Origin of the sequence: Pseudomonas anguilliseptica (genome assembly GCF_900105355.1) — a bacterium.
Lineage (GTDB): Bacteria > Pseudomonadota > Gammaproteobacteria > Pseudomonadales > Pseudomonadaceae > Aquipseudomonas > Aquipseudomonas anguilliseptica.
This window is the reverse complement of record NZ_FNSC01000001.1, coordinates 4,565,989-4,583,159: the sequence shown is the minus strand read 5'-3', so window position 1 is coordinate 4,583,159 and position 17,171 is coordinate 4,565,989. Positions and strand designations below refer to the sequence as shown.

Annotated in this window: 12 protein-coding genes and 6 pseudogenes; 5 read left to right on the top strand and 13 right to left on the bottom strand. The window is 61.1% G+C overall.

Annotated elements, in window-relative coordinates; genetic code table 11:
• The first annotated feature begins 68 nt into the window (after positions 1–68).
• Both BLW24_RS22325 and lpdA read left to right on the top strand, forming a co-directional pair.
• Positions 69–1,256 (top strand): MFS transporter, encoded by a 1,188-nt coding sequence (locus BLW24_RS22325; RefSeq protein ID WP_090387013.1) that lies wholly within the window; start codon positions 69–71, stop codon positions 1,254–1,256.
• A gap of 25 nt (positions 1,257–1,281) precedes the next feature.
• Positions 1,282–2,681: pseudogene (gene lpdA / locus BLW24_RS22320) on the top strand (dihydrolipoyl dehydrogenase).
• 152 nt (positions 2,682–2,833) lie between these two features.
• Here the strand turns inward: lpdA and zapE (BLW24_RS22315) are convergent.
• Positions 2,834–3,683: pseudogene (gene zapE, locus BLW24_RS22315) on the bottom strand (cell division protein ZapE); the annotation flags it as partial.
• Positions 3,684–3,747: 64 nt separating this feature from the next.
• Between zapE (BLW24_RS22315) and BLW24_RS22310 the strand changes: the two are divergent.
• The gene (locus tag BLW24_RS22310; RefSeq protein WP_090375425.1) at positions 3,748–4,728 is read left to right on the top strand and encodes an IS5 family transposase; all 981 of its coding nucleotides are present in this window, start codon (positions 3,748–3,750) and stop codon (positions 4,726–4,728) included.
• 144 nt (positions 4,729–4,872) lie between these two features.
• On the opposite strand, the pseudogene zapE (BLW24_RS22305) reads toward BLW24_RS22310, so the two are convergent.
• The 8 genes and pseudogenes from zapE (BLW24_RS22305) to BLW24_RS22270 all read right to left on the bottom strand — a co-directional run.
• Positions 4,873–5,142: pseudogene (gene zapE, locus BLW24_RS22305) on the bottom strand (AFG1/ZapE family ATPase); the annotation flags it as partial.
• On the bottom strand, positions 5,142–5,576 hold the full coding sequence (arsN2, locus tag BLW24_RS22300) for an arsenic resistance N-acetyltransferase ArsN2 (protein WP_090387009.1): 435 nt from the start codon (positions 5,574–5,576) through the stop codon (positions 5,142–5,144). The pseudogene zapE (BLW24_RS22305) and the gene arsN2, both read right to left, overlap by 1 nt.
• Before the next feature lie 108 nt (positions 5,577–5,684).
• Positions 5,685–6,338 (bottom strand): HAD family hydrolase, encoded by a 654-nt coding sequence (locus BLW24_RS22295; protein ID WP_090387007.1) that lies wholly within the window; start codon positions 6,336–6,338, stop codon positions 5,685–5,687.
• Complete coding sequence (locus BLW24_RS22290; RefSeq protein ID WP_090387005.1) at positions 6,338–7,327, bottom strand: ABC transporter ATP-binding protein; 990 nt, start codon at positions 7,325–7,327, stop codon at positions 6,338–6,340. The genes BLW24_RS22295 and BLW24_RS22290 overlap by 1 nt, the downstream gene beginning before the upstream one ends.
• Positions 7,324–8,118, bottom strand: a complete 795-nt coding sequence (locus BLW24_RS22285) for an ABC transporter permease (protein ID WP_090387003.1) — start codon at positions 8,116–8,118, stop codon at positions 7,324–7,326. The genes BLW24_RS22290 and BLW24_RS22285 overlap by 4 nt, the downstream gene beginning before the upstream one ends.
• Positions 8,105–8,944 (bottom strand): ABC transporter permease, encoded by an 840-nt coding sequence (locus BLW24_RS22280; RefSeq protein WP_167360452.1) that lies wholly within the window; start codon positions 8,942–8,944, stop codon positions 8,105–8,107. Before BLW24_RS22280 ends, BLW24_RS22285 begins: the two co-directional genes overlap by 14 nt.
• A pseudogene (locus tag BLW24_RS22275) lies at positions 8,944–9,746 on the bottom strand (alkaline phosphatase family protein). The gene BLW24_RS22280 and the pseudogene BLW24_RS22275 overlap by 1 nt, the downstream one beginning before the upstream one ends.
• A gap of 56 nt (positions 9,747–9,802) precedes the next feature.
• Positions 9,803–10,861, bottom strand: coding sequence for an ABC transporter substrate-binding protein (locus BLW24_RS22270; protein WP_090386999.1), 1,059 nt, complete (start codon positions 10,859–10,861; stop codon positions 9,803–9,805).
• Between the two features lie 342 nt (positions 10,862–11,203).
• Between BLW24_RS22270 and BLW24_RS22265 the strand changes: the two are divergent.
• Positions 11,204–11,888 (top strand): annotated as a pseudogene (locus BLW24_RS22265) (UTRA domain-containing protein).
• Position 11,889: 1 nt separating this feature from the next.
• Here the strand turns inward: BLW24_RS22265 and BLW24_RS22260 are convergent.
• The 4 genes from BLW24_RS22260 to BLW24_RS22245 form a co-directional block, all read right to left on the bottom strand.
• Entirely contained in the window at positions 11,890–12,288 is a 399-nt protein-coding gene (locus BLW24_RS22260) for a GFA family protein (RefSeq protein ID WP_090386997.1), read from the bottom strand.
• The gene (locus BLW24_RS22255) at positions 12,288–13,577 is read right to left on the bottom strand and encodes a M18 family aminopeptidase (RefSeq protein WP_090386995.1); all 1,290 of its coding nucleotides are present in this window, start codon (positions 13,575–13,577) and stop codon (positions 12,288–12,290) included. Before BLW24_RS22255 ends, BLW24_RS22260 begins: the two co-directional genes overlap by 1 nt.
• A gap of 72 nt (positions 13,578–13,649) precedes the next feature.
• Entirely contained in the window at positions 13,650–14,360 is a 711-nt protein-coding gene (locus BLW24_RS22250) for a 4'-phosphopantetheinyl transferase family protein (RefSeq protein WP_090386993.1), read from the bottom strand.
• A gap of 293 nt (positions 14,361–14,653) precedes the next feature.
• On the bottom strand, positions 14,654–15,652 hold the full coding sequence (locus BLW24_RS22245) for an alpha/beta hydrolase (RefSeq protein WP_090386990.1): 999 nt from the start codon (positions 15,650–15,652) through the stop codon (positions 14,654–14,656).
• 363 nt (positions 15,653–16,015) lie between these two features.
• Here BLW24_RS22245 and BLW24_RS22240 point away from each other — a divergent pair.
• Positions 16,016–17,130: pseudogene (locus tag BLW24_RS22240) on the top strand (MFS transporter).
• Positions 17,131–17,171: the final 41 nt, after the last annotated feature.

The window sequence follows — 17,171 nt, the reverse complement described above, 5'->3', positions numbered from 1 at the left end:
TTATATTATGGCTGAAATATTAAATGGTTGGCGAACCACGCCTACCCGTGATCACAGGACCCACGCCCATGTATCCCTTGCCGTCGGGCAGCCTGCTGTTGATTCTGGTGGCACTGACTGCCCTTGGAGAGATTTCCACCCAACTGATCATCCCCAGCCTGGGCGCTATCGAACTGATCATGAACGCGCGTCCTGGCAGCAGCCTGCTGGCCTTATCGGCTTTCGTTGCCGCCTTTGGCCTGGGCCAGTTGCTGCTCGGCCCGCTGTCGGATCGCATAGGCCGACGTCCGGTGCTGGTCTATCTACTCGCCACCTTGTGGATGCTGCTGGCCAGCAGCATGGACGAATTTATTGCTGCCCGCGTGCTGCAGGGGTTTGGGGCCTGCGCGGCATTGGTTTTGGCGCGGGCCATCGTTCGCGATGTGTGGCAAGCGCAGGCTGGGCCGGCATTGGCGTTGACGGTGATCGGCATGCTCTGCGCCATTGTCCTGTCGCCGATGCTGGGCGGCGTGTTGGTGCTATATGGCGGCTGGCGTGCGCCGATTGCCTTGGCACTGCTGATCGGCATTGCCATTGTTGTTGCCGTGTTGGGCCTGTATCGCGAAAGCAATCGGCAGCTCGACCCGCAGGCCGGGCAGCTAAGCCGCTTGGCCGGCAACTATGCCGATCTGCTGCGCGCCGCCTCGTTCCGCGCACTGGCCCTGACGCTGGCCTGCACCTATGGCGCGATGTTTGCGGTAATCGCCGGCTCGTCAGCTGTATACATCGGTCTGCTCGGGTTGAGCACGGCGCAATACGGCATCACCTTTGCGGCAATTGTTTCGGCGCTGATCGCCGGCGCGCTGTTTACCCAGCGACGCATTTTGCAGTTGGGCCCGGAGAAGATCGTCGGCATAGGCGCGGCGCTGGTAGCGAGCGGTGCCCTGGCCACCTTGGCGATCTATCTGCTGTTTGGTTTGTCGCTGCTTGGCCTGTCGATACCCCAGGTTTTGGTTCCCTTGGGTGGTGGCATGTTGCTGCCGGCATCGGTGGCTGGTGCGGTGATTCCCAATGCCCACCGCGCTGGGCTGGCCGCTGGCTTTATGGGCTTTGCGCAAATGGCCGGCGCCACCTGCAGCGGCGTCTTGCTTAGCATGCTGGCGGATGGCTCGGCGTGGCCTATGGTGTTGCTGAACAGTTTATTTGCCGTCGCGGCGTTCTGCGCCTTCCACCTGCTGCGCCCACGGCCGGCAGCGAGCGCGGCTTTGGTTCGCTAAACCTCTGCAGGCTAGGAGTAACTGAATGAGCAACTATGACGTGCTGATCATCGGTGGCGGCCCCGGCGGCTACAACGCCGCCATCCGCGCCGGGCAACTGGGCCTCAAGGCCGCCTGCATCGAGGGCCGCGAGACTCTGGGCGGCACCTGCCTGAATGTCGGCTGCATGCCATCGAAGGCACTGCTGCATGCCTCGGAGTTGTACGAGGCGGCGACCAGTGGCGAGCTCAAAAACCTCGGCATCGAGGTCAAGCCGACGCTTAATCTGATGCAGATGATGAAGCAGAAGGATGAGAGCGTAACGGCCCTGACCAAGGGCATCGAGTTTCTGTTTCGCAAGAACAAGGTCGAGTGGATCAAGGGCTGGGGCCGTTTGAACGGGCCGGGCAAGGTCACGGTGACCCTTGTCGATGGCAGTGTGCGTGAGCTGCAGGCCAAGGATATCGTGATCGCCACCGGCTCGGAGCCGACGCCACTGCCTGGGGTGACGATTGATAACCAGCGCATCCTCGATTCCACCGGCGCGCTGGCCTTGCCGAAGGTACCCAAGCACTTGGTGGTGATCGGTGCGGGGGTGATCGGCCTGGAGCTGGGTTCAGTATGGCGGCGTTTGGGCAGCGAAGTGACGGTGGTGGAATACCTCGACCGCATTTGCCCGGGCCTGGACAACGAAACCGCGAAAACCCTGCAGCGCACCCTGAGCAAGCAGGGCATGAATTTCAAACTGGCCACCAAGGTCAACGCCGTCAAGGCCACGGCCAAAGGCGTGACCCTTGAGCTGCAGCCTGCTGCTGGCGGCGCTGTCGAGCCATTACAGGCTGACTATGTGCTGGTCGCGATTGGCCGCCGGCCTTATACAGCCGGCCTGGGGCTGGAGACCGTGGGCCTGGCCACCGACAAGCGCGGCATGTTGGAAAACCAGCAGCACCGCAGCAGCGTGCCGGGCATCTGGATTATCGGCGACGTCACCTCCGGGCCGATGCTTGCGCACAAGGCTGAAGATGAAGCCATCGCCTGTATCGAACGGATTGCCGGGCATGCCGCCGAGGTCAATTACGAGGCGATTCCCGGCGTCATCTACACCAAGCCGGAAGTCGCCACCGTGGGCAAGACCGAGGAGCAGCTGAAAGCCGAAGGGCGCGCCTACAAGGTCGGCAAATTTCCCTTTACCGCCAACAGTCGGCGAAGATCAATCACGAGGCCGAAGGCTTCGTCAAAGTGCTGGCCGATGAGCGCACCGACCAGATTCTCGGCGTGCATATCGTCGGCCCCAGCGCAGGCGAGCTGATCGGCGAATACTGCGTGGCGCTGGAATTCAGCGCATCGGCTGAAGATATCGCGCTGATCTGCCACCCGCATCCGACCCGCTCGGAGGCGCTACGCCAGGCGGCGATGAGTGTGCATGGCTGGGCCATGCAGGCCTAAGCCTACTTACAGTCTGCTGCGCGTCGGCCCTGCTGCGTTAAAAGCAGGCTCGGAATGCTCATGTACAAAAGTACACTCCGCTTCCTTGCCTGCTTTGCCTTGCATGGCTCTAGCTCGCAAGACTTCAAAAAGATTCTTAAAGCCCCAAAGCATTACGCGCCGAAACGCTGGAGTTGCATCTCTTGCAAGCGGCTCCGGGTGCGGCGAAAGGCGAAGCTCAGGTAGCCCTCGTTATAGAACTCGGCGAGCGGTACCTGGGCTTCCAGATACAGCGGCACCTTGCGGTCGTAGCACTCATCGACCAGGGCGATAAAGCGCCGCACGCTGTCATCCTTGAGCGACAGGGCGGGTAGCTGGCGATCGCCCGCCTGCACCCGCTCGACGCCATCTTCGGTGCCACGGGCGATCTTCGCCGCGCGTTGCGGGCTGCTCAGGTTGGGCACCTCGCTGAGCAGAATGGCCTGGAAGCGGTCGCACAGGGCGATAAAGTCCGGCGCGGCCAAGGGCTGCTCGCACAAATCGGCACCAGAGCACGTCGTCGCAGTGACGCAGAGTCTTTACGCTGCGGTTGCCGAGTGTGAGCGGTTGATCGCTGCTGGGCCTACCTGCGGCCAGTTGGCTAAAGGTTCGGCTTAGCACACTTGGCAGCCCAGGCGTGGCAACCCAGTAACGGGTGTGCGCGGCGCCTGGGTGCAGGCGATGGTCTTGCTCGCCATTGATGCTCACCACCTGCATATGCCGCTGCAAGGCGGCCACTGCTGGCAGAAAGCGCTCACGGTTAAAGCCTTCGGCATACAACAGTTCGGGCGGCTGATTGGAGGTGGCCACCAGCACCACACCCTGTTCAAACATCACCTGGAACAGGCGGCCGAGAATGATCGCATCGCCGATATCGCTGACAAACAGCTCATCGAAGCACAGCACGCGCACTTCGCGACTCAGCTCCACAGCCAGGGCCTGCAGCGGGTCAGGCGTGCCGGTGAGCTGAAACAAGCGCCTATGGAAACTCTGAATAAGACTTCCTGATTTTGGCAAAATGCCCGGACGCCACCCGCCGAGTTTTCCGATGAAGCAAATGACCTTCGCCGATGCCGAGTACGCCGGCAAACGCAAGCAGACCCGCAAAGAGTTGTTCCTGATCGAGATGGATCGGGTGGTGCCGTGGAAGGGTTTGATCGCACTGATCGAACCGTATTACCCCAAGGGTGAAGGCGGTCGGCCGGCCTATCCGCTGATGGCGATGCTACGTGTGCACCTGATGCAGAACTGGTTCGGCTACAGCGACCCGGCGATGGAAGAAGCGCTGTACGAGACCACTATCCTGCGGCAGTTCGCCGGGCTGAGTCTGGAACGTATCCCCGACGAAACCACCATCCTCAACTTCCGTCGTCTGCTGGAGAAACATGAGTTGGCTGCCGGCATCCTGGCCGTCATCAATGGCTATCTTGGCGACCGTGGCCTGTCGTTGCGCCAAGGCACCATCGTCGATGCCACGCTGATCAATGCGCCGAGTTCGACCAAGAACAAGGACGGCAAACGCGACCCAGAGATGCACCAGGCCAAGAAGGGCAACCAATACTACTTCGGCATGAAGGCGCACATTGGCGTGGATGACGAGTCGGGGCTGGTACACAGCGTGGTAGGCACGGCGGCCAACGTGGCGGATGTCACTCAGGTCGACAAGTTGCTGCACGGCGAGGAAAACGTGGTGTGCGCCGATGCGGGTTATACCGGCGTCGAAAAGCGCCCCGAACATGATGGGCGCGAGGTGATCTGGCAGGTTGCTGCCCGCCGCAGCACCTATAAGAAGCTGGGTAAGAGCAGCCCGCTGTACAAAGCCAAACGCAAGATCGAGAAGGCCAAGGCCCAGGTGCGCGCCAAGGTTGAGCACCCGTTCCGGGTGATCAAGCGTCAGTTCAGTTATGTAAAGACACGCTTCCGTGGCTTGGCCAAGAACACGGCGCAACTGGTGACGCTGTTCGCGCTGTCGAACCTGTGGATGGCACGCCGACATTTACTGACCAATGCAGGAGAGGTGCGCCTGTAATGCGGGAAATGGCTGCCGCGAGCTACTCGCGGCGGCTAAAAACACAGAAATGAATGGGTAATCTGATCGTTTTTGATCGATTTGCCGCTTTCAAAATCGGCGGGGCTGAAGTCAGCCAGAAATACATGGCTACTTCAGACCATCCCTATGTACCCAGCGCATAAAGTGATGAAAGTGCTGACGCCGTGCCGGGACCTTCAGTCCTTTGTGAAAGCTGTCCATCAGCCAGGTTTTGCCACGGCCCACCGGCCCCCACAGATACACACCGTTGATCGAGCTCAAGGGTTCGTCTTGGTGCAACGCCTGATGGCAGTCGTGCAATGCCTGCGCGGCCTGCCACTGCGCAGGGTCGGACTTGAAACCGTCGCGGTTGATGGCCTGTTGATAGGTGGCGAGTGGGGAGCTGCAGTCCATCAGCGCGTCTCGATCCGCTTGTGCATATACACCGCACTGGCAGGGCAGAGGCTGGAGAATTCTGCGGTCTGGCGGATCGCTTCAGGCACGCCGGCTCGCTCGACGCTGCTGTAACCCCGGCGGCTGAAGAAGGCCTCGGCGCTGTTGGTAAGCAAGTACAGCTCATGTACGCCCAGTTGTTGCGCGTAGGCTTCGACCTCGGCAACCAGCGCACCTCCATAACCCATGCCGCGCGCTGCTGGGCTGACCACCAGTGAGCGCAGCAGCGCCACCTCGCCATAAGGCTGCAGGCCGATCAGCGCATCGGGGGCGTGCGTTGGCCCTGCGGCGATAAAGTGCGCGAAGTGTTCGGCTACAAGATCCGCTGTTGGTAGCCCGGCCGCGGCCAGTAACGCCTTGGCGGCCGCAGCCGGCGGGTGACGGTAAACGTTCATGGGCGTCCATCTGGGCGAGATAATCGGGTCAGCGTCGCGCTGGCACTTTACCCGAGCGCATAGCAAAAGATCCACATGTGTGGGTCTTTTGCATTCAACCGAGCGCTATCAGCGCCAGCTCAGAATTGGCCAGCCGGCCTGCTGGGCGTGCGCAAGCAGGGTTGGGTCGGGGTTGACCACATAGGGTTTGTCGACCACCTGCAGCAGCGGCAGGTCGTTGCGTGAGTCGGAGTAGAAGTAGGCGCCGTCGAGAACTTCGCCATGCTCTTGCAGCCAGGCACGCAGGCGCGTGACCTTGCCTTCGCGGTAGGTCATCACGCCCTGGGTACGGCCGCTGTAGTGGCCGTGCTGAACTTCCAGGTCGATGGCCAGCACTTCTTCAATCTTCAAGCGTGCAGCAACGGCGCTGACCAGAAAGTGCGCCGAGGCGGAAATCACCAGCACCCGGTCACCGGCGGCGCGGTGGTTGGCCAGGCAGCGGGTGGCGTCGCTGTAGAAAATCGGCTCGATCACGTCTTCGACAAAGGGCTCGACCACATGGGCGACTTCTTCCGGCGTGCGGCCCACCAGCGGCGACAGGGTGAAGGCCATATAGTCTTCCATGGCCAGGCTGCCGGCCGCGTATTGGCGCATCAGCTCCTGCTCATGGGCGATAAAACTGTCGGCGTCTGCCCAGCCGAGCTTGACCATTTCCTGGGTCCACAGGCTGGCGCAGTCCCCGCCGATCAGGGTTTCGTCCAGGTCGAAAATTGCCAGGGCCATCAGGCCACCTCACAGATTGCGTTGTCTTCGATGTTCAGGTTGATGCGTTGCCCGCTGGTGTGCAGATCCGCCGGGGAGCGGTTGAGTACGTCCACCAGCAGTTCGACGCCGCGCGCCTCGACACGGTAACGGATCACGTTGCCGAGCAGGCGATGGCTGTGGATCTGCCCGTCGATGCTGCCCTGGGCGCCAATCTGGATGGCTTCCGGACGGATCGCCACGCGGCTGTTGACCGGGCGCAGCAGCAGGCGGCTGGCGGCATCGGCGTCGAGCAGGTTGTAGTTGCCGATAAACCCGGCGGCAAAAACATCGGCCGGGGCGGTGTAGAGGGTTTCTGCGTCGCCGCTCTGGACGATCTTGCCGGCGTTCATCAGGAAGATACGGTCGCTCATGACCAGCGCTTCTTCCTGATCATGGGTGACGAAGATGGTGCTCAGGCCCAGCTCCTGCTGGATGCTGCGGATCTGCTCGCGCAGGTGCTTGCGAATCCGCGCATCCAGCGCCGACAACGGCTCGTCGAGCAGCAACAGGCGCGGGCGGGTGACCAAGGAACGGGCCAGGGCCACGCGCTGGCACTGGCCACCGGACAATTGCTGCGGATAGCGGCCGGAAAAGTCATTCAGCTCAACCAGCTCCAGTACTTCCTTGACCCGCTGTTCGGCCTCGCTGCCTTTGACCTTCTGCATACGCAGGCCAAAGGCGACGTTCTGTTGCACGGTCATGTTGGGGAACAGCGCGTAGCTCTGGAACACCATGCCGATGCCGCGTTTTTGCGGGGCGACGGGCACCAGGTTCTCGCCATCGAGCAGAATCTGCCCGCCATTCACCCCGGTTAAGCCAGCAATGCAACGCAGCAGGGTGGATTTGCCGCAGCCGGACGGGCCGAGCAGGGTGATGAATTCACCCTTGGCGATCTCGCAGTTGATGTCGCTGAAAATCGCGGTATCGCCGTAGCTCTTGTGCAGGCCTTGAATACTCAGATAACTCATGACTTGTCCTTATTCAGGCGGTTGGCCGCCCAGGTCATCAGCAGCACGAACATAAAGTAGGAAATCACCAACGCGCTGGTGAAATGACCGCTGTCGTTGCGCATGTTGTAGAGGTACACCTGCAGGGTTTCATAGCGGCTGCCGACCAGCAGGTTGGCGAAGACGAATTCACCGAACAGGAAGCTGAAGGAGAGAAACACCGAGACCATCAGGCCCTTGCGCAGGTTGGGCAGCACCACCATAAAGGCCGCGCGCCAGGTGCTGGCACCAAGCAGGTGGGCCGCGTCCATCAGGTCGCGCAAATTGATCGCCTGCAGGTTGTTACTGATCGCCCGGTACATAAAGGGCAGGGCGATGGTGAAGAAGCAGCCAATCAGAATCCACGGTGTGCCGAGGATTGGCAGCGGGCCGCCAGCGAACAGCTGCATCAGACCGACCGAGGACACCACCGGAGGAATGGCGAACGGCAGCAGGATCAACACGTTCATCACCGCGTCGAGTTTGGGGAAGTGGTAACTGACCACAAACAGCAGCGGCAGAATCAGCACCAGTGACAGCGCAAGCGCGGCCAGACAGACCAGCAAGGAGCGGCCGAAGGCGGCGAGAAAACGTGCATCACTCCACAGCGCCAGATACCACTTGAAGGTCAGTCCGCTAGGCAGCACGCTGGCCGACCAGCTGGTGGAAAACGAGTAAAGCAGGGTGCCGAGCAGCGGCAGCAAAAGGATCAGCAGCAGGCTGTAGACCACCAGCTGGTGGAACAGAGGCGAGCGTTTTTCAGCGTGGGACATGGTAGCTCCGGCGCAGCAGCCATTGGTGGACGATGGTGATCAGCGTCATCAGGCCAACCAGAATCATCGCCAGGGCACTGGCCATATTCGGGTCGAGGAAGATGTCGCCGGAAACCATGGCGGCAATCCGAATTGGCAGGATGTTGAAGTTGCCAGTGGTCAGCGCATACACCGTGGCGTAGGCGCCGAGGGCGTTGGCCAGCAGAATCACGAAGGTGCCTAGCAGCGCTGGGGTCAGCACCGGCAAGCCGATATGCCGCCAGAACTGCCAGTTGCTTGCGCCGAGCAACTCGGCCGATTCGCGCCAGTCATCACGCAGGGCGTCGAAGGCCGGGTAGAGCAGCAGCACACCCAGGGGAATCTGGAAGTAGGTGTAGAGGACGATCAGGCCGGTTTTCGAGTAGAGGTTGAAATCCTCGATGATCCCCGCCTGCTTGAGCAGGATGGTCAGTGCGCCGTTGAAGCCCAGCAGGATGATAAAGGCGAAGGCCAGCGGCACCCCGGAGAAGTTGCTGGTCATGTTGGAAAACGCCATGACGAAGTCGCGCAATTTGCTGTCGACTTGCCGCAGCGAGTAGCTGCCGAGAATGGCAATGCTGATGCCGATCAAGCTCGACCAGAACGCCACTTCCAGGCTGTGACGCATGGCCTGACGGTAGAACGGTGAGGAGAAGGCTTGCTGGAAGTTGCCCAGGCCCCAGCCCTCGCTAGTGTGCATGCTGTTGCTGGCCACCCAGAGCAGCGGGGCGATCTGAAAGGCGATAAAGAACAGGGCAAAGGGCAGCAGGCACAGCAGCGCCAGCCATTTGCCGCGCAGAGCAGACATCATGCGAGGAGCTCCCGGCAGACAGGTTTGTCGTGGGCCACGCCGAGTAGCTCGCAGACCGTACCGCACAACTCCAGCTGTTTGGGCTGGGCGTTGGGATCGAGGCTGAAGGCGCTGCCGAGTACCAGCAGCGGTACTTCGCGTTCCTCTGGCAGCAAACCGTTGTGGCTGCGATCGTTGTTCATGCCGTGGTCGGCGGTCACCAGAATCTGGTAGCCGGCATCGAGCCAGGGCTGAATATATTCGGCCAACAACACATCGGCCATGCGCACGCTGTTGCGGTATTGCGCGCTGTCGAGGCCGTGCTTGTGGCCGGCGTCGTCGATATTCATCGGGTGCACCAGCAGCAGGTTGGGCGCACGGCGCAGGCGCAGGCTTTCCGCATCGGCGAACAGGTGATCCGGGTAATGATCGGCGTAGTAGAAGTGGCCGTACTGAATTGGCAGGTTGGCGTCTGTCGTGTGACGGTCGCGCGCTGCTTGGAATGGCGAGCGGTTATACAGCTCGCTGACCCAGTGATAGGCCGCTGCAGCGGTAATCAGCCCGGCGTCGCGGGCGTAGTGGAACATGCTGCGCTGAGTCGACAGGCGCGAGACATCGTTATTGACGATGCCGCTGTCGATGGGCGCAACACCGGTCAGAATCGCTTCATACAGCGGGCGTGACAGGGCCTGGAGTTCACAGTCGAGCTTGTACAGCGCGGCGCGTCCAGCCTGGCAGTAAGCCTGCAGATGCCCCAGCGCGTGCTGAGCCACCTGATAGCTCAAGCCATCCGAACCACGAGGATGACGTTGTGCGACATGATTGAAAGCCTTAGCAACCGAATCGGCCCCGGAGTGTATCCGGGGCCAGATTGCATTAGTTCATATTGATGATGACGTGTTCCTGCCACAGACGCGGCAGTGCTTTGGACGTGGCTTCCCAGGCAGCAGCATCCTTGATTGGCTGAACCTTGGCGTATTGCTCCTGCGGCAGCAGCTTGGCTTGTACTTCGGCTGGCAGGGTCAGGTGCTCGGCACGGATTGGGCGGGCGTTGCCTTTTGCCAGGTTGATCTGGCCAGCGTCGCTCAAGATGTACTCACGCGCCAGTTTGGCTGCGTTGGGGTTTTTCGCCCACTTGTTGATGATGGTGCTGTAGCCGGAAATCACCGAACCATCGGAAGGAATCAGTACTTCGAAGCGGCTTGGGTCGATCTGGTCGCGGTAGCTCAGGCCGTTGAAGTCCCATACCACGCCCACTTCCACTTCGCCTTTTTCCAGGGTCTGGATGGTTGGGTTGGCCAGCGACAGACGGCCTTGTTTGGCCAGCTCGCCGTAGAAATCCAGCGCCGGTTGCACGTTGCTTTCATTACCGCCCATGGCGATGGCGGCAGCCAGTACACCGTTTACGGCTTGTGCGGCGGTGCTGACATCGCCGGCAGAGACTTTGTAAGTGCCCTTTTTCAGGTCAGCCCAGGAACGCGGGATATCCTTGACCAGCTGCTTGTTGACGATAAAGGCAATGGAGCCGGTGTAGGCGAGCATCCAGTGGCCGTCAGCGTCCTTGGCCCAGGCTGGAATCTGTTCCCAGGTGCTCGGCTTGTAGGGTTGGGTTACACCCTGCTGCACGGCGATGGGGCCGAAGGCCGCGCCGACGTCGCCGATATCTGCGGTGGCGTTGTCTTTTTCAGCGGCGAACTTGGCAATTTCCTGGGCCGAGCTCATGTCGGTGTTCATATGCTTCAAGCCATACAGCTTGTTCAGGTCAACCCAGGTGTCCTTCCAGTTGGCCCAGCTATCTGGCATGCCCACACTGTTCACCGCGCCTTCAGCGCGCGCGGCTTTTTCCAGTGCTTGCAAATCCGTTTCAGCAGCCATGGCCGAGGTGGCCAGGGCGATGGCTGAGCCCATCAGTGAAGCCAGCAGCAGTTGTTTCATTGGAAACTCCTTTGCGATTGAAGTGCGTGCAGTGAAAAGTTCTGGTCTAGATCAGCAAGACCCAGGCCAATTTAGGCGTGTTAAATGACAGTTTTATGTACGTTGGTCATTTACCGGCTCGGGCCGGGTTGCACAAACTGGCGCACCACTAGCGTAGACCATGAACAAATTCAGTCATGTAAGGCCTGCAGCCCAAGATTTATAAGCTTTTGCTGCTACTGAAAGAAAGTTTTCATGGCGTGGTCATCAAGACTGCTTAAACTTGAAACATGGTTTTTACTGCTGCACCCACAGGTTGATGCCCCGAAATGGGGTTGGACTAGTCCAATTTTGGAGGTTTTGATGCGCGATGAAGCGCCGCGGGCAGTCACAGCTATATGCCGGGCATTGGAAGAACAGATCGAACACGGCCTGTTGCCGTCGGGCAGTCAGCTGCCGGCCGAGCGCAAGCTCAGCGAGGTATTCGATACCACGCGCATCACCCTGCGCGAGGCGCTGGGCCAGCTGGAGGCTCAGGGGCTGATCTATCGCGAGGAGCGTCGCGGCTGGTTTGTTTCGCCACCGCGCGTGGCCTACAACCCGCTGGTGCGCAGCCACTTTCACGCCATGGTCGGCGAGCAGGGGCGGGTGCCGGCCACCGAAGTGCTGAGCGCGCGGCTGATTCCGGCCAGCGCTGTCCAGCGTCTACCAGATCCGTCGCGCGCGGCGCATCGACGGCCGCCTGGTGTTGTATGTCGAGCACTACCTCAATCCGAACTACTTCGCGGGCATTCTGGACTTCGACCTGACCCGTTCGCTGACCGAATTGTATGCCAGTGAATACGACATTCATTACGGCCGAGTGCGGTTCGATATGGTGCCCACGGCCTTGCACAGCGAAGCCGCGTCGGCATTGAAGGTAGCGGTGGGCAGCCCGGCGCTGCGTATCGTGCGGATCAACCGCGACCAGCATGGCCGCTTGATTGATTGCGACCTGGAGTTCTGGCGCCACGACGCCCTGCATGTAAGTGTCGAAGTGCCAGAGTGATTTAGCGACCTGGCGGCCACTCGTCATGGCTGGGTAAATCGGCGCTTGCCAGCCATGGCTTGTCATGACTAGTCCAGATGTGTTGGGCAGGGCGTTCGCCGGGGTCCTGATCCAGCGTTGCCACGCGGATGATCACATGGGGCTGGGCAGGTCGTTCAGCCACCAGCTGAGAGCCGCAGACCGAACAGAAGTGGCGCAGCTTGCCCGGCGAAGACTCATAGCTGGATAGCTTGTCTTCACCACGCAGCCAGTGAAAATCCTCACGCAGCACGCCAGCCGTAGTGGCGAACGGGGCGGCATGAGCTTTTTGGAATGTCAGGCAGTGACAGTGGCCAATCGGCTTGTCCAGGCGCGCGACACTGTAGGCCAGCGCACCGCACAAACAGCTCCCCGTCAGCATCAGGGCAACTCGGCGCTGGCGTAAAACGCCGTCAGCACTTTCACTAGGTGCGCCAGATCATGGCTGCCGGCCAGTTCGCGGATCGAGTGCATAGCGAAGGTCGGCAGGCCAATATCCACGGTACGTACGCCCAGCTGGCTGGCGGTGATCGGGCCGATGGTCGAGCCGCAACCCATGTCGCTGCGGGTGACGAAGCTCTGCACCGGCACTTCATTTTCCAGGCACAGGTGACGGAAAAATCCGGCGGTTTCGCTGTTGGTGGCGTAGCGCTGGTTGCTGTTGATCTTGATCACCGGACCGGCGTTGAGCTTGGGGCCGTGGTTGGCGTCATGCTTGTCGGCGTAGTTGGGGTGTACGCCGTGGGCATTGTCGGCGGAAACCAGCAGCGAGCGCTGGATGGTACGGACGAAGGCATCACCGTCCGGCAGCACGCGACGCAATACCTGTTCGAGCATCGGGCCGTCGGCGCCGCAGGCCGAGCAGGAGCCGACTTCTTCATGGTCGGTACAGACCAAGACGCAGCTTTCTTCATCCGGCGCGGCCAGCAGTGCCTGCAGGCCGGCGTAGCAGGACAGCAGATTGTCCAGCCGTGCGCCAGCGATAAAGTCGTTGTTCAGGCCAATGACTGCAGCGCTTTGGGTGTCGTAGAAACTCAGCTCGTAATCGAGTACCGCATCGGCGCTGAAATCGTGTTCGCGGGCCAGTTGATCGGTGATCAGTGCGCGAAAGTCGGCGGGCTCATCGCCGGATAATTGCGCGAGGATTGGCGGCAGCTCAATCTGCTGGTTGATCGCCCAACCCTGGTTGGCTTCACGGTTGAGGTGGATGGCCAGGTTGGGAATGATCGCAATCGGGCTTTGAAAATCGATCAGCTGGCTTTCCACCTTACCGTCGCGGCGGTAGGTGACTCGACCGGCCAGCGATAGATCGCGGTCGAACCAGGGCGCCAGCAAGGCACCGCCGTAGACCTCAACGCCAAGTTGGAAAAAGCCTTGTTGCTGCAACTCCGGCTGCGGTTTGACCCGCAGGCACGGGCTGTCGGTGTGTGCGCCGACCAGGCGGATACCGCCTTCCAGCGGCGCGCGCTTGCCCAGCTTGAAGGCGATGATCGAGGAATCGTTGCGCGTGACGTAATAACGACCGCCGGCCTCAGTATGCCAGCTGGCGCGCTCGTCCAGGTGCTGAAAGCCGGCCGCTTCAAGGCTCAATGCGAGGCTGGCGGTGGCATGAAAAGGGGTTGGCGAGGCCTTGAGGAACTCGATCAGGCCTTGATTCAAATCTTCGCGCATAGGGCACTCCAGACGGCAATCGGCCGAGTTTAGCGGATTTGCCTGGCGCTTTGGGCTGCCGCGCTCGACAGATCAGCGTGCAATGCTGATCAGGCTCAGCAGATAACCGTCGAACTCGGCGAACTGGCCTTCCAGCTCACTGCCGGCGGGCCAGTCCGTATGCAGGTCAATCAGTAACCGCATACGCGCCTTATTGTCGGCGTCGACGCTGAGCAGTTCGGCATCCTGAAAATAGAAGTGCTGCAATACCTGTGGGTAGAGCGCCTTGAACAGGCTTTCCTTGAGCGAGAAGGTCAGGCTGATGCGTTGCGCGCGCTGCTCGCTCGGCAAGGCTTCCAGGCGGAACAGCTCGGCTGGAGTAAGAATTTCCCCGGCCAGGCGTTCGGCGCGGCTGGCCGACATGATCTGCTCGATATCCAGTCCAAGGCCGCGCCAATCCGTGCTTTTGCCCACCACGGCGCCGGCCCAGCCGCTGCCGTGGGTGATGGAGCCGACCATACCGACTGGCCACTGCGGCGCGCGATCTTCACCAGAAGCTGGAACTGCCGCTGTACCGGTCACGCGCAGCAAGGCTTCACGCGCGCACAGGCGGCCGGCCAGGTATTCGGCCTGGCGTTTAGCCACGCCGCGCACCGGCTCGATGGTGCAGCGGCTGAAGTCCGCCATATCCAGCAGCTCTGGAGTAAAGAGGGTGCTGATCAGCTGCACCGCCGGCAGCTTGTGCGGCAATGGCCAGTGGTCATTCAGCGGGCTGCAGCAGGATGGCAAGTAGGCTGTATTCATCGGCCTATTCTGCCGCGCGGCGTTTGGTACGGCCAGCTGGCGCGGGCGTTTACATTTCTTTGCAAAGCCGCAACAAAGCTAAACGGAGTTGCCGAGACTTTTTTGCCACACTGCGGCATGCGTTTCTTCGGGGACGCAGGTGAGGTTGTAGCTGGTGCAGGCGTGAGGCTTGTTCCGGCATTTCTCTGAGAATGAGTACGGGAGCCCGTTTGGGCTCCCGTTTTTTTGTCTGCCATCCCTGGCCGCCACCCTGCGGGCCGTCGCGCTGCCTGTCTAACGCTCCAACCCCTGTGCTATTTGCCCACCAGGCTTAAACGTCTGCTGCCTGGTATCGGTCTGCGCGCGGCTATGATGCTGCGATCCAGGTCGCCCTTGAGGGTTTCGAACAGGTCGCGGGTGAATACGCGGTTGCCGATGTACCAGGAGTGGTCCTCGCTGCCGAGAAACTTATGCGGTTGGTCGCGGGCTTGCAGGGCTTTATCGCTGAGCAGCTGCTGGTGGTAGGCGGTGCAGTCAATATCGACTGTCGAGTCCGGCGCATTATCCGGCAGGCCCACCCGACCTGCGCGTGGCGCTACGCCGGCGCGTTTGACGTTGGACAGTTTCAGCACGCTGTCGCCAAAGCTGAAGTAGTTGGTCAGACGCGTGCAGTGACGGTACAGCGAATCGCTGCTGGCATGCCCCTGGCTCAACGACGAGGCCGAGACATCGGAGCCGATAAAGCACAGTTGGCTGATCATCCAGCTGTTGTTTTCCAAGCGTGCGTCGTCGGCGTCGTCGAAGGCTTCGCGCACCACGTAGGTGCCCATTGAATGGGCGAGAATATGCGTGTTTACCGCGCAATCCGGAGTCTGCTTGGCGGCCAGCAGGGCAATCAGGTCGGTAACCAGCTGCATCGCACTGAGCTTGGCGTCGTGACGGTCTTCCAGATAGCCAACGGTCTTGTTGTCGCTGGGCCAGTCGAACGACACCACAACGCCTTTCCAGCCCAACGCCTTGAGGTCGCTCTGCAACTGGCGATGGCGCTTGAGCACTTCAGGTGCGCTGTTGTTGTAGCCATGCACGTAGACCAGGATGTCTCCACGCTCGGCGCCGGTGCGCTCATCCGTGCCCCAGATGGCCTTGGCCAGCAACTGCTGCACCCAGGCCTTGACCCAGGTTTCGCCCATGCGCCCGTGTTTGGGGATGGGCTCGTCGACATCCGCAGGCACCAGCAGCATATGTGAAGGGCCGGGTTCGGCATCGAACGCGGCTTGTTTTACACGGCGGGCGCTGACTACAAAGTCGTTCATCGCAAGTACTCCTTGGCTGTTGCACAAGTGGCTCCATGCGCTGCGTCTACGACCTGGCTGGCGTATCTGAGCCGATAAGGCCCAGTCGGCTTGCGTGCCGAAATCACTGGGTGGGGCGGTAAGCAACGCCAAGCCGTGACCGCTACAGCGCCGCTCCCGGCTGCGTCTTTTTTCGCCTGCTAGTCAGGCTAGTTCCACTGCTCTGGTGCAACAAAAAACTGCGGCACAGGGTGATGAACGGTTTTGCCCAGTGAGTAGCTGATCGAAACGCACAATGGCTATGCACTGCGCGCAAAACCATCCCGAATGACTGCGTGCTAATCTGCCAGAGCGGCCGATTTAGAGCCTTTTGTGAGCCTGCCGATGCCTGCTGCCAATTCCTCAGCGCACCTGATGCGCGGTACTCCCGCCTACCGGCGCGCGACCCTGGCGCTGTTCTGCGCCGGGTTTGCCACCTTTGCCTTGCTCTACTGCGTGCAGCCGCTGTTGCCGCAGCTGGCCGCGCACTTTTCCGTATCGGCGGCGGGCAGTAGCCTGGCGTTGTCGCTGACCACCCTGAGTCTGGCCGTCTGCCTGCTGGTATCCGGTGCGCTGGCCGAGAGTTGGGGGCGCAAGCCGGTGATGGTGGCCGCCCTGGGGCTTGCGTCGCTGTTGGGGATTGCCTGCGCGCTGGTGAATAGCTGGGATCATCTGCTCTGGCTGCGTACCTTGCTTGGCCTGGCCCTGAGCGGATTGCCGGCGCTGGCCATGGCCTATGTTGGCGAGGAGTTCGATCCCGAAGCGTTGCCTGCGGCGATGGGCCTGTATATAGGCGGCACCGCTTTAGGTGGTTTGCTTGGCCGGCTGCTGGCAGGCTTGCTCAGTGATCTCGGTGGCTGGCCGCTAGCCCTGGCCGGGATTGCCGGCATGGGTTTGCTGGCGCTGGGGCTGTTTACCTGGCTGCTACCGCCGTCGCGGCATTTCACCGCGCAGTCGTTGTCGCTACGCGGCCTGCTGCGTAACTTTGCGCTGCACCTGGGCAACGCTGAATTACGCCGTCTGTTTCTGTTGGCGTTTCTGTTGATGGGCGGCTTCGTCGCCTTATTCAACTACGTCGGCTTTCGTCTGGTCGCGGCGCCGTTCAATCTATCTTCCAGCCTGATTGGCCTGCTGTTTACGGTGTATCTGCTGGGTATCGTCAGCGCCGGTTGGGCGGGGCGGCTGGTGCCACGCCTTGGCTCAGCGCGGCGGTGGCGGGTCTGGCCTTGTTTACCCTGGGCTTCTTTGCCGCCCATGCGGTGGCCAGCGGCCAGGTGGGGCAGCGCGCGCATGGCGCCAAGGCGCAGGCGTCGGCGTTGTACTTGTGCGCCTACTACCTGGGCTCCAGCGTGATCGGCTACGCCGCCGGGTATATCTGGGAGCATGCGGGCTGGCTGCCGATGCTCGCCGTGCTGGCGGCGTTGTTTGTCGCTGCTGGGATCAGTGCGCGCAAGTTGTAAGAGGGTCGTTCAGCATTTGTTCAGCAAGGGTTCAGTGGGCG